Below are 15020 nucleotides of genomic sequence, written 5' to 3'. Positions count from 1 at the left end.
GCCCGCCGACCGAGAGGTCGGCGGGCACCGTCCGGGGGTCAGAACCGGCCCGCCCCCCGGTACAGCTCCACTTCCCCGTCCAGCTCGACCTTGAGCACCGTGGCGTACGGATCGAGGTCCGCCTCGGCCGGCGGGTCGATCCACACGATGCCCACGGCCTCGTGGAGACCGCCGACCAGCCGGTGGCCCAGTTCCTGACCGGTGCCGAGGACGGTGACCTTGCGGACCGGGGTGACCAGCCCCCGCAGCCCGATCTCGGCGCGCGGCGCGTCGAAGAGCACCAGGTAGAGCGTCCGGCCGTCCGCGGACAGGGTGCTGGGCCCGTAGTGGTGCCCGGCGGGCAGCCCGCGCACGGTCCCGTACACCGCCTCGGAGTGCTTGCGGATCCACTCCCCCAGCCCCTCCAGGCGCTCGACCTGGGGCTCGGGGATGGTCCCGTCCTCCCTCGGGCCGACGTCCAGCAGCAGGTTGCCGCCCCCGCCGATGGTCTCGGTGAAGTAGCGGATCAGCTGGGCGAGTGACTTGTGGTTGTGGTCCTGGTGCTGGAAGCCCCACGAGTCGTTGATCGTCAGACACAACTCCCAGGGCCCTGCGGGCGGTTCGATGGGAGCGCCCTGTTCGGGGGTGGCGTAGTCGCCCTCGGAGAGCATGCGCGCGTTGAAGACGACGTCCGGCACGTACGACCGTATGAGCGCGGCGAGTTCGGGGATGCGCCACTGTTCCTCGCTGCGCTCCCACTCGCCGTCGAACCACAGCAGGTCGGGCCGGTACCGGGAGGCGAGCTCCCGGATCTGACCGTCCCGGTAGGCGATGAACCGTTCCCAGGCCGCCAGGTCCTCGTCCTCGGCGGCGACCTCGGAGTAGCGGTTGTCCTCCTGCTCCGGCGGGCGGCCCGGCTTGCGCGTGGAGGCGTAGTCGGGGTGGTTCCAGTCGGAGTGCGAGTAGTAGAGGCCGACCTTCAGGTCCTTCTCGCGCAGGGCCTCGGCGTACGGGCCGACGTAGTCCTTGCCGAGGTTGAGGTCGCCGTACTCGGTGTCCCACAGGGCCACGCCGTCGTGGTGACGGCTCGTCAGCACCGCGTACTTGGCACCGGCCCGCGCGAACAGGTCGGCCCACGCGCGGGGGTCGTACTTGGCTCCCGTGAAGCGCTCCAGCTGGGACATGTACCGGTCGTGCGGGACGATGTCGTCGTAGAACGACCAGGACTCCTGGACGCCGTCCACGGCATAGATGCCCCAGTGGATGAAGATCCCCAACTTGGCGTCGGTGAACCAGGGTTGCATCGGCACGGGTCAGCTCCTCCGCAGCCGGAGCGTCAGCACCTGGAAGGGCCGCAGCGAGACCCGCACGCCGCCGTCGGTGACCTCGGCCGTCTCGTCCTCCAACGGGCGCTCCAGCAGGTCGGTGATCCGAGCGCCGGCCAGCGGAAAGCCGGTGCGCAGCACACCCTGGGCGCGGCCGCCGCCCGACTCGTAGAGACGGACCACCACATCACCGGAGCCGTCGTCGGCGAGCTTGACCGCCTCGACGGTGACGCCGTGGCCGTCGACCGAGACGACCGGCTCGGGGGCTCCGGCCGCGTCCGCCACCCGGAGCGGGAGGTTGAGGGAGTAGCCCTCGGCGACGGTGTCCTCGATGCTCGCGCCGGGCAGCAGCGAGTAGGTGAAGCGGTGCCTGCCCTGGTCGGCCTCCGGGTCCGGGATGCGCGGGGCGCGGACCAGGCTGAGCCGGACCGTGGTCGTCGTACCGCCGTCCTCACGGACCGTACGGGAGACGTCGTGGCCGTAGGTGGAGTCGTTCAGCACGGCGACGCCGTAGCCCGGTTCGCCGACGTGCACCCAGCGGTGCCCGGAGACCTCGAAACGGGCCGCCTCCCAGCTGGTGTTGGTGTGCGTGGGGCGCTGGACGTGGCCGAACTGGATCTCCGCGGAGGAGTGCGCGGCCCTGACGTCCACCGGGAAGGCGGCCTTGAGGATCTTCTCGGCCTCGTGCCAGTCGATGTCGGTCTCGAAGTCGATGCGGGGGCTGTCGGCGCGCAGGGTGATGGTCTGGGTGATCGTCGAGCCCTTGCCGAAGGACCGCGTCACGCGGATCGCGCCGAGCAGCGGGTCCTCGGAGACGACCTCGACCGAGGTGGGCTCCAGGAGGTCCGTGTACCGGTTCTTGTAGTGCTTGTCGATGTCCCAGGCGTCCCAGTAGTTCGGGAGGTCGGTGTGCAGGCGGAGCAGGTTGCCCTTGTCGCCCAGCACCTCCCGGTCACAGCGCAGATCCCGGACGGACGAGAGCGTGCCGTCCTCCGCGACCTCCACGCGCACCAGGCCGTTGTCGAGGATCCGGCCCTCGGTCTTCACGGACCGGGCGGGCTCCGCGTCCGCCAGCGGCGCGCTGCCGTTCGCGGGCACCTCGACGTACGCCAGAGCGCCCTCGGACGTGCGGACCACCTCGGCCCGGTCGAACGGGCTGGTGTTGAAGACCCGGGTGCCGCCGGCCCCCAGCGCGGCCACGGCCTCGGCGGTCAGCGCCTCCAACTCCTCGGCCACCCGGGCGTATTCGGCCTCTGCCTCGCGGTGCACCCAGGCGATCGAGGAGCCCGGCAGGATGTCGTGGAACTGGTGGAGCAGGACCGTCTTCCACAGCCGGTCGAGCTTCTCGTACGGGTAGGAGTAGCCCGGCGCGTGCAGCGCGGCCGTCGTCGCCCACAGCTCCGCCTCGCGCAGCTTGTGCTCGGAGCGGCGGTTGCCCTGCTTGGTTCGGGCCTGGGAGGTGTAGGTGGCGCGGTGCAGCTCCAGGTAGAGCTCGCCGACCCAGACCGGGGCGTCGGGGTACTCCTCGCGGGCCTTGGCGAAGAACTCGTCGGGGTGCTCGACGACGACCTTCGGGGAGCCCTCCAGGTCGGCGAGGCGGCGGGCCCGCTCCATGATCTCGCGGGTGGGGCCGCCACCGCCGTCGCCCCAGCCGAAGGGGGCCAGGGAGCGCTGCCCGCCGCCCTTCTCCGAGTAGTTGCGGACCGCGCGGTCCATCTCCTCGCCGCTGAAGCGGGCGTTGTAGGTGTCGACGGGCGGGAAGTGGGTGAAGATGCGGGTGCCGTCGATGCCCTCCCACCAGAAGGTGTGGTGGGGGAACTTGTTGGTCTGGTTCCAGGAGATCTTCTGGGTGAGGAACCAGTCGTTGCCGGCGAGTTTGGCGAGCTGCGGGTAGGCGGCCGTGTAGCCGAAGGAGTCCGGCAGCCACACGCCCTTGGTCTCGACGCCGAAGTGCTCGATGAAGAACCGCTTGCCGTGGATGAGCTGGCGGGCGATGGCCTCGCCGCCGGGCAGGTTGCCGTCCGCCTCGACCCACATGCCGCCCACCGGGGCCCACTGGCCCTTCTTCACGGACTCCTGGATGCGGGCCCACACGTGCGGGTAGTTGTCGCGCACCCACTCGTACTGCTGGGCCTGGGAGCAGGCGAAGATGAAGTCGTCGTACTCGTCGGCGAGCGCGGTGACGTTGGAGAAGGTGCGGGACGTCTTGCGCTTGGTCTCGCGGATCGGCCACAGCCAGGCGGAGTCGATGTGGGCGTGGCCGACCCCGGAGACGGTGTGCGCGCTCGCGTGGGCGGGCTTGGCCAGCACCGGTGCGAGCACCTCGCGGACGGCGGCGGCGCTGCCGGAGACGTCGTCCAGGTCGAGGGCGTCCATGGCCCGGTCCAGGGCGTGCAGGATCTCGTGACGGCGGGGCTCGTGCTCGGGGAGGTGGACCATCAGCTCGCGCAGCACCTGGAGGTCCAGGTCGAGGTGGAAGACCTCCTCGTCGAGGATCGCGAGATCGGCGCGCTGGAAGGTGTAGAGGGGCGCGGAGCCGGCCGTGAGCTTGTCGCCCATCGGCGTGATCTTCGAGAAGTTGTCCTTGAGGATGTCCGGGTTGGAGGCGGCCTCGACCATGTAGTCGATCTGCTCGCCGCCGTTCGCCGGGTTGGCGATCGGGACGTACTGGTTGAGGGGATTGACGGCCTTCAGGGGGCGGCCGTCGGCCAGGTGGACCAGGGCCTCGGCCTGGTTGCCGGGCCAGTCGCCGACGAAGCCGAGGTCGATGACGGCCTCGACGCGCTTTCCGGCCCACTCGGCGGGCACCTGGCCGCGCATCCGGAACCAGGTGGTGCCCCAGGGCGGACCCCACGGGGTGTCCATCGCGAAGGGCGTGTAGCGGGCGGCCACGGCCTCCTCGAAGGAGACCGGCTCGCCCGGCGCCTGCCAGGCCTCGACCTCGAAGGGGACGGTGGCCGCGTGGATCGCGGGCTTGATGCGCTGGTCGTGGGCGCGCTGGACGCGCTCCTCGATGCGGCGGCGTTCGTCGTGCATGAAGGGTCTCCAGGGAGGGAGAGGGCCAGCTGGTGGGGCTGCGGAACGAGAGGAAAGCGCTTTCCAAAGACGGGCGCTACTTAAGGTACGCGAGCCCTGGGTGCACCGAGGTGTAGCCCTCGACCAGTTTGCGGGCGACATTGACGGAGTCGACCAGCGGGTGCAGCGCGAAGGCCTTCACCGCGGTCGCGCGCGAGGCGGACTCGGCGGCGGCCAGCACCTCGCGCTCGACCGCCTTCACCGAGCAGACCAGACCGGTGGCGTGGTCGGGCAGCGGGGCGACGGAGACCGGGTGGGCACCGTTGGCGTCGACCAGGCAGGGCACCTCGATGACGGCGTCGTGGTCGAGCACGGAGAGCGTGTTCTGGTTGCGGACGTTGAGGATCAGGGTGGTGCGCTCGTCGCGCGCGATGGCCCGCATCAGGGCGAGGGCGACCTTCTCGTAGCCGCCGGAGAGGTCGTCGGCGTCGCGCTCGCCGGCGCCGGCCGTCTCCCGGTTCTCGGACATGTAGGTGGCCTCGCGCTCGGCGCGGGTGCGGTCCCAGACGTCCAGCGCCTTGACACCGGGGGCGCCGACCTCGTCGTAGAACCGTCCCTGCTGGTCGGCGAGGAAGGCGCCGCGGGTCTTCTCAGCCTGCTGGTAGGCGCGGACGGCCTCGCGGTTGAAGTAGTAGTAGTGCAGGTACTCGTTGGGGATCGCGCCGAGCGACTGGAGCCAGTCGACGCCGAAGAGCTTGCCCTCCTCGAAGGAGCCGAGCAGGTCGGGGTCGGCGAGCAGGCGGGGCAGCTCGTCCCGGCCGGCGATCTTCAGGCCGCGGACCCAGCCGAGGTGGTTGAGGCCGACGTAGTCGATCCACGCCTCGTTCGGGTCGGCGCCGAGCACCCGGGCGATACGGCGGCCGAGGCCGACCGGGGAGTCACAGATGCCGATGACGCGGTCGCCGAGGTGGCGGGACATGGCCTCGGTGACCAGGCCCGCCGGGTTGGTGAAGTTGATGACCCAGGCGTCGGGGGCGAGGCGGGCCACACGCCGGGCGATGTCCACGGCCACGGGGACCGTGCGCAGGCCGTAGGCGATGCCGCCCGCGCCGACCGTCTCCTGCCCGAGGACGCCTTCCGCGAGGGCCACCCGCTCGTCGTCGGCACGGCCCTCAAGGCCGCCGACGCGGATGGCGGAGAAAACGAAGTCGGCGCCGCGCAGGGCCTCGTCGAGGTCGGTCGTGGCGCTCACCCGTGGGGCGTCCTCGACCCGGGCGGCCTGCTCGGCGAGGACCCGGGTCACCGCGGACAGCCGTCCGGCGTCCAGGTCGTGCAGCACGACCTCGCTGACCCTGCCCTCGCCGCGGTCCCCGAGGAGGGCGCCGTACACGAGCGGCACGCGGAACCCGCCGCCGCCCAGAATCGTCAGCTTCACTCTTGCACCTTTCCTGCCTCGACCACCTCGACGCCCGCCTCCTCCAGCGAGGAGCGGGTCACCGGGTCGGCCGGGGCGTTCGTGATCACCACGTCCAGGTCCTCGGGACCACAGACCTTCGCCATGCCCGTACCCGGGAACTTGGCGGCGTCGGCGAGCAGGACGACCTTGTCGCCGGCCTTGATCATGGCTCGCTTCACCGGCACCTCGACGACCGTCGTGTCCATCACCTGCCCACCCGGACGCACTCCACTGGTGCCGAGGAAGAGCCAGTCGGCGTGCAGCTGGCGCAGATTGTCCTCGGTGAGGAAGCCGACCAGGGAGCGGTACTCACGGCGGAGCATGCCGCCGAGCAGCACCAGCTCGATGCCCTCGTCGTCGGCGAGCTCCTCGTAGACCACCAGGTTGCTGGTGATCACCGTGAGGCGGCGGCCGTGCAGCTGCCGGGCCAGCCGGAAGGCGGTGGTGCCGATGTCCAGCAGCACCGACTGGCCGTCGGCGACCATGGCGGCGGCGCGCTCGGCTATGGCGTCCTTCTCGGACACCCGCACCTCGGCGACCTCGGCGAAGGGCTGGTCGCCCTCGTCCACGACGGCGCCGCCGTGGACACGCGTGAGCAGCCCGTCCTCCTCGAGTTTGACCAGGTCGCGCCTGATCGTGGCGGGGCTCACACCCAGCTGCTCGGAGAGATCGGTCACGGATGCGGGGCCGCCGGAGCGCAGGGCCCGCAGGATGAGTTGGTGTCGTCGTTCTGCCAGCACGGCGTGAACACTACTCGTCATCTTCAATCAAATCCATGCTCAGTTCTGCTCGGGTATTGACCAATCTCTCGGATCAGCGCACGATTCCGGTCATCGAAATTGACGAGTTTTGACGAGAGGCTCATCGCGTGGACGACGACAGGCCCGACGTGCTCCTGACCGGGCTGCTCTTCTACGACCTCGTCCTCACCGGGCTCGGGAAGCCGCCGACGCCCGGCGAGGAGATCTGGACGGCCGGCATGGGCTGCGGCCCCGGCGGCATCGCCAACCTGGCGGTCGCCGCGTCCCGCTTCGGCCTCAGGACCTCACTGGCCACGGTCTTCGGCGACGACTTCTACGGTGCCTACTGCCAGGAGGTCCTCGCAGCCCAGGAAGGCGTCGACGTCTCGCTCTCCCAGGTCGCGAACGGCTGGCACACCCCCGTCACCGTCGCACTCGCCAGCGGTCACGACCGGGCCCTTGTCACCCACGGGCAGGAACCGCCGTACTCCCAGGACGCTTTGATGGGCGACCCGCCCGAGGCGCGTACGGCCCTCGTCCACCTGGAGGCCGAGCCGCGCGCCTGGCTCGCCAAGGCCGCCGCGAACGGCACCCACATCTACGCCGACGTCGGCTGGGATCCCACCCAGGAGTGGTCGAAGGACCTCCTGGACCAGCTGGCCCTGTGCCACGCCTTCGTCCCGAACGAGACCGAGGCGATGGCCTACACCCGAACCGACAGCGCCGTCGCCGCGCTCGGCACGCTCTCCGAGCTGGTGCCGGTCGCGGTCGTCACCCGCGGCGGGGACGGAGCGGTGGCCGTCGACCAGACCACCGGGGAGTACGCGGAGGTCCCGGCCCTCCACGTCGACGTCCTGGACGCGACGGGCGCCGGTGACGTCTTCGGCGCGAGCTTCGTCGCGGCCTCGCTCGGCGGCTGGCCGCTGGAGGAACGGCTGCGGTTCGCCGTCCTCGCGGCCGGCCTGTCCGTCCAGCACCACGGTGGCGCTCTCGCGGCGCCCGGCTGGTACGGCGTCGACCGCTGGTGGCGCTCCCTCACCGACCCCGACCTGCGCAGAACCTACGGCTTCCTCGCCGACCGGCTGCCGGCGGACGTCGGACCGCCGGTGCGCCACGCCCCGGTCACCCCGCCGCGGCAGCACTGACCCTCACCACGCCCCCACAGTCCAACGCCCCTCAGCACCACGAACAGGAACAACAGGAGTGACCCGTGGACCTTTCACGTAGAGGCTTCCTCCAGGCCGCCGCGCTCACCGCGGCCGCGTCCGGACTGACCGTCGCCTGCGGCGGCAGCTCGGGCTCGGGCGGCACCAAGAACGGCAAGAACCTCACCCTGTGGTACTGGGGCGGCGCGCTCAGCGACAAGGTGGTCGCGGAGGCGAAGACCCACTTCAGCAGCCAGATCAAGCTGACCACGGCGTCCATAGGGGGCGACTTCAAGCAGAAGCTCACCACCACCCTCGCGGCGGGCAGCTCCGTGCCCGACATCACCGGCATCAAGGGCGAGGACATCGCGTCCTTCCTGCCCAACGCCAACCGCTTCCTCGACCTGAACGACCTCGGCTTCAAGAAGCTCGCGCCGCAGTACCTGGACTGGAAGACCAAGCTCGCCCAGACCGAGGACGGCAAGCAGATCGGCTTCCCGATCGACATCGGCCCCACCGCGATGTACTACCGCGAGGACTTCTTCGCCAAGGCCGGGGTGGACACCGACCCCGCCAAGGTCGCCGCGCTGGTCAAGACCTGGGAGGACTACTTCCAGCTGGGCACCGAGCTGCAGAAGAAGAACCCCGGCACCTACCTCGTCAACAACCTCGGCACCATGTTCGACATGACCGTCGGCCAGGGCACCCAGCGGTTCATCGACAAGGACAACCACTTCATCGGCGACGGCGACCACATCCGCGCCGCGTGGACCACCTCGGTGCGCCCCTACACCCTCGGCCTCGACGCCAAGATCAACGACAACACCTGGAACGCCGCCGTCGGCAAGACCCTCCTCACCGAGCTCGGCGCGGCCTGGCACGCGCTGGACATCGAGCAGGCCGCCCCGCAGACCAAGGGCAAGTGGCGGGTGTGCCCGATGCCCGTCGGACCGGCCAACCAGGGCGGCTCCTACCTGGCCCTGCCCAAGCAGTGCCGCAACCCCGAAGAGGCGTTCAAGATCATCAGCTGGATCCTCAGCCCCGCCAACGACGCCCGCGGCTTCACCGACGCCGCCATCTTCCCCGCCGCCCCGGCCGCCTACACGACGCCGGCCATGACGGGCCCCGACGCCTTCTTCGGCGGACAGAAGATCATCGAGGTCTTCGGTCCTGCCGCCAAGGCCGTTCCGCTCGCCTACGAGGCCCCGGCCGACGCCGCTGTCATGGCCCCCTACAAGACGGAACTGACCAACATCGAGGCCAAGGGCAAGAAGCCCGACGACGCCTGGAAGGACGCGGTCAGCCAGGCCAAGCAGATCGCCCGGCGGCAGGGGGTGAGCTGAGGTGACGTCACCTCCGGTCATCGGTTCCGCCGAGGTGCCGCAGCGCCTCGGCGGGCCGGGCCCGGCCCGGTTCCGCCCGCGGCGCGCCACGCCCGCGGGTGCCGCTCGGCCCAAGCGGCGCGGACCGCTGGCGTACTGGCGGCAGTACTTGGCGATCTCGCCGTTCTACCTGATCTTCGCCGCGTTCTCCTTCTTCCCCGTCTTCTACTCCCTGTACCTGGCCTTCCAGCGCTGGGACGGCCTGGGCACCATGCAGTTCGTGGGCCTGCAGCAGTTCAGGTTCCTGTGGAACGACCCGGTCTTCTGGCTGTCGATCCGCAACACCCTGGTGATCTGGGTGCTGTCCACCGTGCCGACCCTCTTCGGCGCCCTGACGCTGGCGACGCTGCTGCACTCGGTGCGCCGCTTCAAGGGCTTCTACCGCATCGCGCTGTACGTGCCGAACGTGACCTCGATCGTCGCCGTGGCGATCTTCTTCGGTGCGGTGTTCAGCAACAACTTCGGTCTGGTCAACGCGATTCTCGGCGTGGTCGGCATCTCGCCGGTTCCGTGGCTGAGCAACCCGTGGCTGATCAAGGTGGTCATCTCGCTGCTGATGACCTGGCAGTGGACCGGCTACAACATGATCATCTATCTGGCCGGCCTGCAGGCGATCCCGAACTCGATCTACGAGGCGGCGAAGATGGACGGTGCGGGACCGATCCGCACGTTCTTCCAGATCACCATCCCGATCATGCGGCCGATCATCCTGTTCACCGTCATCATCTCGACCATCAACGGCCTGCAGAGCTTCAGCGAACCGCAGGTCCTGTTCGCCAGCAACGCCGCCAACGCCAACCTCGGCGGCCCGGGCCAGGCGGGTCTGACGACCTTGCTGTACTTCTACCAGTCGGCCTTCCTCAACAACGACTACGGCTACGGCGCGGCCATCGTGTGGGCCTTCTTCGTACTGATCATCATCCTCGTCGCCGTCAACTGGCGCATCACCACACGAGGGAGGAAGGCATGACCGCCGTGGACACCTCGCGGCCGGCCACGGGCGGCAGGAGGCTGCGCCGCCCCAAGGGCCTCACCGCGCACATCATGCTCATCGTGGCCGTCCTGATCTCGGTCTTCCCGTTCGCGTGGACGATCATCATGGCGACCAACACCACGCAGGACATCTACAAGAGCCCGCCGAAGTTCACCTTCGGCTCCCACCTGCTGGAGAACATCCGGCACGTGCTGAACACCATCGATTTCTTCGGGTCGATGCTCAACACGGTGCTGGTCGCGACCGTCACCACCGTCCTGGTGCTGTTCATCGACTCCCTGGCGGCCTTCACCTTCGCCAAGTTCGACTTCCCCGGGCGCAAGCTGCTCTTCGGCACGCTGCTGCTGTTCATGATGCTGCCGCTCCAGCTGGCGATCCTGCCGCAGTTCATCCTGATGTCGAAGATCGGCTGGGTCGGGATGCTCAAGGCACTCGCCCTGCCCTCCCTCGCCAACGCCTTCGGCATCTTCTGGCTGCACCAGTACATCCAGAACGGCGTGCCCGACGAACTCCTGGACGCCGCGCGCATCGACGGCGCCGGGTTCTTCCGGCAGTACTGGAACATCGCGCTGCCGATGATCAGGCCCGCGCTGTCGTTCCTCGCCATCTACGCCTTCGTCAACTGCTGGAACGACTACATCTGGCCGCTCGTCGTGCTCACCGACCCGGGCCACGTCACCCTCCAGGTGGAGCTCGCCCAGCTCAACGTCGGCCACACCACCGACTACAGCATGGTCATGGCCGGTGTCCTGATGGCGGCGCTCCCGCTGGTCATCGTCTTCAGCATCTTCGCCCGCGGGTTCATCGCGGGCGCCACCGAGGGAGCGGTCCAGGGCAGCTGACCCGCTGCCGGGAGAAAGGGGTGGGCGATGAGCCACGACGTCGGCAAGGTGCTCGTCGTGGGCATGGACGGGCTGCGCTACGACCTGCTGACCCGCTCGCCGGCCGCGGCGCCCGTCCTCCACGGGCTCATGGCCGCGGGCGCCCACGGCACCAGCCTGCTCCCCCACGGCGAAGTGGACGGCCAAACCCCGGCCCACACCAAGTCCAGGCCGGCCGACCCGCTACCGGGAGAAAGGGGCAGACCGTGAACCACGACAACGGCAAAGTGCTCGTCGTGGGCATGGACGGGCTGCGCTACGACCTGCTCACCCGCTCCCCGGCCGTGGCACCCGTGCTGCACGGGCTCATGGCGGAGGGTGCCCACGGCACCAGCCTGCTGCCCTACGGCGAGGTGGACGGCCAGGCCCCGGACGGGCCGTCCACCAGCATGGCCTACACCGACTCCGGGCCCGGCTGGTCGAGTGTGCTGACCGGGGTGTGGCCCGACCGGCACGGAGTACGCGGCAACGACTTCGCCGGGGCCGACTACGGCCGCTACCCCGATTTCCTCAGCCGGGCCGTCACCGCCCGGCGCCGGCTGCACACCGCGGCCGCGGTGTCCTGGCCGGAGCTGATCCGGCGCGGCACCCTCGGGCCCGCCGTCGGACGCCGGGTGCGCTACGACGGCGAGTCGGACGGCTACGGCACTGCGGACCGTCTCGTCGCCCGCACCGCCGAACGCTGGATCGGCCAGGACGATCCCGACGCCGTGTTCGTGTACTTCGGCGCCACCGACGAGGCCGCCCACGCCGTGGGCCCGCACAGCCTCGCCTACGACCGTGCCCTGCTCACCCAGGACACCCACCTCGGGTGGCTGCTGGCGGCCATCGCGTCCCGGCGCTCCGACCCCGCCCGCGCGCGGGAGCGCTGGACCGTGCTGGTCACCACGGACCACGGGCACCTCGACTCCGGCGGCCACGGCGGTGACACCCACGCCGAGCGCGAGGTGTTCGTCGTCCTGGCCGAGCCCGGCATGCCCGGCGGCACCCGGCTCGACACACCGCGTCTCATCGACATCGCTCCCACCGTGCTGGACCGGCTCGGCATCCCCGTCGACCCGGCCTGGGGCCTGCAGGGCCGGGTCCTGCACGGCCTCGGACGGTCCTGCCACGCCCCGGCACCACCCACCTCACCACCGACTTCGGAACGGTCATGACCGACGCACCCCGCGGCCCCCGCCCCACCGATCCCCTCATCGCCCTGCGCCCCTGGGAGGCACCCGAGGTGACCTCCTGGGGGCGGCTGCCCATGAACGCCGTCGACCGGCGCTCCGGAGCACTCCCCCTGGACGGTGACTGGCGTTTCCAGTTGCTGCCAGCTCCGGACGCGCCGGTCGGCGGTGCCTGGTCCTCGGCGCAGGTCCCCGGCGTCTGGACGATGCAGGGCACGGACGACCTGCCGCAGTACCTCAATGTCCGCATGCCGTTCCCCGAGTTCCCGCCCCACTCCCCCGCCGCCAACCCGACAGGGGTCTACGAGCGTGAGGTGGACGTCCCCGCCGAGTGGGCCGGACACCGGATCGTGCTCCGGGTGGGGGCCGCGGAGAGCGTGCTCCTCGTGCACGTGGACGGGCGGCCCGTGGGCGTCTCCAAGGACTCCCACCTGGCGGCCGAGTTCGACCTGACCGGACTGGTGCGCGCCGGCGCGCGCAGCGTCGTACGGCTGACTGTCGTCAAGTGGTCGGACGCCTCGCACATCGAGGACCAGGACCAGTGGTGGCACGGCGGGATCACCCGGTCCGTGCTGCTGTACGCGACGGATCCGCTGCATCTGTCCGACGTGACCGTGCGGGCCTCCTTCGACGGCTCGTTGGGGGTCGACTGCAGGGTGCGGGACGCGGGGGGCGCGTTGCCCGAGGGGTGGTACGTGAGCGGCGAGCTTGAAGGTCAACTCCTCACCCAGGACGCGGAGTTCGACCGGTTCAACGCCGAGGACGAGCGGGTCTCCGACTTCCTCGGCGAGGCCAGGATCCGCACGAGCGTCACGGACGTGCGCACCTGGAACGCCGAGACGCCCGAGCTGTACGCGCTGACCGTCCGCCTGCACCGCGCCGACGGCACGGTCGCCGACACCTCACACCACCGGATCGGATTCCGGGACGTCGAGATCACCGGCCGGGATCTGCTGGTCAACGGCGAGCGGGTGTTCATCCGGGGCGTCAACCGGCACGACTTCCACCCGCTGACCGGGCGGACGGTGTCGTACGACGACATGCGCGCGGACCTGGTCACGCTGAAGCGCTTCGGGTTCAACGCGGTCCGCACCTCCCACTACCCGAACGACCCGGCGCTGTACGACCTCGCCGACGAGCTCGGCTTCTACGTCGTCGACGAGGCAGACATCGAGTCGCACGACCACGCCCACGAGATCGCCGACGACCCGCGTTATCTGAACGCCTTCGTGGACCGGGTCTCGCGGATGGTGCTGCGGGACAAGAACCACCCCTCGGTCATCGTCTGGTCGCTGGGCAACGAGTCCGACTACGGCGCCAACCACGACGCGGCCGCCGGCTGGGTACGGCGGCACGATCCGACCCGGCCGGTCCAGTACGAGGGGGCCGCCAAGCTCGACTGGGCGGCCCCCGACGATGCCACCGACGTCGCCTGTCCCATGTACGCCTCGCTGGAGGAGTGCGTGGAGCACGCGCTCTCCGGGCGGCAGACCAAGCCGCTCATCTGGTGCGAGTACTCGCACGCCATGGGCAACAGCAACGGCACGCTCGCGGACCATTGGGCGGCCATCGAGTCAACGCCGGGTCTTCAGGGCGGGTTCATCTGGGAGTTCTGGGACCACGGCATTCTGCAACGTGTGAACGACGGCAGACCGGTCGGGCGTGGGGGCGCCGGACTCTATGACAACGCTGTCGCCGCGCCCGGCCACCGCTGGGCGTACGGCGGCGACTTCGGCGAGACGAACCACGACGGCGCCTTCATCGCGGACGGCGTGGTCTTCCCCGACCGCACGCCCAAGCCGGTGATGTACGAGCACCGGGAGATCGCGGCGCCGGTGCGCATCGAGTGCTTCCGGCACGAGGGCATCGTCCTCGGCAACCACCAGCACTTCCGGAGCCTGGCCTGGCTGGCCGCCGAGTGGGAGCTGTCCCTGGCCGACGGCCGCACCCTGACCGCGCTCGCCGAGCTGCCCGATCTGCGGCCCGGTGAGACGGCGGCCGTGCCGCTGCCGTTCGAGCTGCCCGAGGACGGCGGCGAGGCGTGGCTGACGCTGCGGGTGACGACCGCCGGGGACGAACCGTGGGCGCCGCGCGGCACGGTGGTGTGTGTGCCGCAGGTCCGGCTGCGGGAGGCGGTGCCGCAGGCTCCCGCGGTCGTGCGGAATCGTTCCGTCAAGGTCGATGACGACGGACTCCTGGTCCACCCGCTGCTCACCTCGGCCCCCACGCTCTCCCTGTGGCGGGCGCCCACCGACAACGACGAGCTCGGCGGCATGGCACCGCGCTGGCGCGGCTGGGGCCTCGACGCGCTGGTGCGCAAGGTCGCGCACATACGGCAGACCTCCGGACGGGTCACCGTCCGCGCCGAGTACGCCTGTGAGGCCGGTGTCGTCCGCCATGTGCAGGTCCTCACCGCCGTCGAGGGCGGGATCCATGTGGAGGAGTCGGCGGAGCTGCCGGAGGAGCTCGACGACGTGGCACGGGTGGGCTCCGTCTTCGAGACGATCCCCGGGCTCGACCTGATGGAGTGGTACGGACAGGGCCCCTGGGAGTCGTATCCGGACCGGAGCTTCGGGGCGCCGGTCGGCCATCACTCGGTGCCCGTGGACGAGTTGTTCACCCCCTATCTGCGCCCGCAGGAGAGCGGCGGCCGGCACGGTGTACGGCATTTCACGCTCTCCGCTCCGGACGCCACCGGCCTCTCGGTCGTCCTGGACGAACCGCGCCAGGTCGGCGTGAGCCGGTACCGCGCCACGGACCTGACCGACGTGACGCACCACGACGAACTCGTCCCGAGGGCGGGCTGTGTGGTGCACATCGACGCGGCCCACCGTGGCCTCGGCACCGCCTCGTGCGGCCCTGACACCTTCGCCTCCTATCTCGTCGCGCCGGGCGTCCATCGCTGGAGCTGGACCCTGCGCGCGCTCTGAG

General features: G+C 70.3%; 11 protein-coding genes. 7 read left to right on the top strand and 4 right to left on the bottom strand.

Annotation, left to right across the window (positions count from 1 at the left end):
• Positions 1–38: 38 nt before the first annotated feature.
• The 4 genes from ABZT93_RS31810 to ABZT93_RS31795 form a co-directional block, all read right to left on the bottom strand.
• A complete protein-coding gene (locus ABZT93_RS31810; protein ID WP_356111191.1) occupies positions 39–1289 on the bottom strand; it encodes an alpha-L-fucosidase in 1251 nt (416 codons plus the stop codon).
• A gap of 3 nt (positions 1290–1292) precedes the next feature.
• Complete coding sequence (locus ABZT93_RS31805; protein WP_356111189.1) at positions 1293–4340, bottom strand: glycoside hydrolase family 38 C-terminal domain-containing protein; 3048 nt, start codon at positions 4338–4340, stop codon at positions 1293–1295.
• Between the two features lie 76 nt (positions 4341–4416).
• On the bottom strand, positions 4417–5754 hold the full coding sequence (locus ABZT93_RS31800; RefSeq protein ID WP_356111187.1) for a 6-phospho-beta-glucosidase: 1338 nt from the start codon (positions 5752–5754) through the stop codon (positions 4417–4419).
• The gene (locus tag ABZT93_RS31795; protein WP_356111195.1) at positions 5751–6515 is read right to left on the bottom strand and encodes a DeoR/GlpR family DNA-binding transcription regulator; all 765 of its coding nucleotides are present in this window, start codon (positions 6513–6515) and stop codon (positions 5751–5753) included. The genes ABZT93_RS31800 and ABZT93_RS31795 overlap by 4 nt, the downstream gene beginning before the upstream one ends.
• 128 nt (positions 6516–6643) lie before the next feature.
• Here ABZT93_RS31795 and ABZT93_RS31790 point away from each other — a divergent pair, with 128 nt between their 5' ends.
• The 7 genes from ABZT93_RS31790 to ABZT93_RS31760 all read left to right on the top strand — a co-directional run bounded on the left by ABZT93_RS31790 (position 6644) and on the right by ABZT93_RS31760 (position 15019).
• Positions 6644–7660, top strand: coding sequence for a carbohydrate kinase family protein (locus tag ABZT93_RS31790; protein WP_356111185.1), 1017 nt, complete (start codon positions 6644–6646; stop codon positions 7658–7660).
• A gap of 65 nt (positions 7661–7725) precedes the next feature.
• Positions 7726–9003, top strand: coding sequence for an extracellular solute-binding protein (locus ABZT93_RS31785; protein WP_356111183.1), 1278 nt, complete (start codon positions 7726–7728; stop codon positions 9001–9003).
• A gap of 34 nt (positions 9004–9037) precedes the next feature.
• Positions 9038–10012 (top strand): sugar ABC transporter permease, encoded by a 975-nt coding sequence (locus ABZT93_RS31780; protein ID WP_356111194.1) that lies wholly within the window; start codon positions 9038–9040, stop codon positions 10010–10012.
• Positions 10009–10878 carry a carbohydrate ABC transporter permease gene (locus ABZT93_RS31775; protein WP_356111182.1) on the top strand — a complete coding sequence of 290 codons (870 nt, stop codon included), beginning with the start codon at positions 10009–10011 and terminating at the stop codon, positions 10876–10878. The genes ABZT93_RS31780 and ABZT93_RS31775 overlap by 4 nt, the downstream gene beginning before the upstream one ends.
• 27 nt (positions 10879–10905) lie before the next feature.
• Positions 10906–11127, top strand: a complete 222-nt coding sequence (locus ABZT93_RS31770) for a hypothetical protein (protein WP_356111180.1) — start codon at positions 10906–10908, stop codon at positions 11125–11127.
• Entirely contained in the window at positions 11124–12074 is a 951-nt protein-coding gene (locus tag ABZT93_RS31765) for an alkaline phosphatase family protein (RefSeq protein WP_356111179.1), read from the top strand. The genes ABZT93_RS31770 and ABZT93_RS31765 overlap by 4 nt, the downstream gene beginning before the upstream one ends.
• Entirely contained in the window at positions 12071–15019 is a 2949-nt protein-coding gene (locus tag ABZT93_RS31760) for a glycoside hydrolase family 2 TIM barrel-domain containing protein (protein ID WP_356111178.1), read from the top strand. The genes ABZT93_RS31765 and ABZT93_RS31760 overlap by 4 nt, the downstream gene beginning before the upstream one ends.
• Position 15020 lies beyond the last annotated feature (1 nt).

This window comes from Streptomyces sp. NPDC005303 (assembly GCF_040607335.1).
Taxonomy (GTDB): Bacteria; Actinomycetota; Actinomycetes; order Streptomycetales; family Streptomycetaceae; genus Streptomyces.
Note: the sequence above shows the minus strand (reverse complement) of the source record. Positions and strands in the feature narration are given on the sequence as shown.

Coding starts and splice junctions, on each gene's coding strand:
- ABZT93_RS31775 (WP_356111182.1), top strand. CDS start 10,009: ATGACCGCCGTGGACACCTCGCGGCCGGCCACGGGCGGCAGGAGGCTG.
- ABZT93_RS31760 (WP_356111178.1), top strand. CDS start 12,071: ATGACCGACGCACCCCGCGGCCCCCGCCCCACCGATCCCCTCATCGCC.
- ABZT93_RS31770 (WP_356111180.1), top strand. CDS start 10,906: ATGAGCCACGACGTCGGCAAGGTGCTCGTCGTGGGCATGGACGGGCTG.
- ABZT93_RS31805 (WP_356111189.1), bottom strand. CDS start 4,340: ATGCACGACGAACGCCGCCGCATCGAGGAGCGCGTCCAGCGCGCCCAC.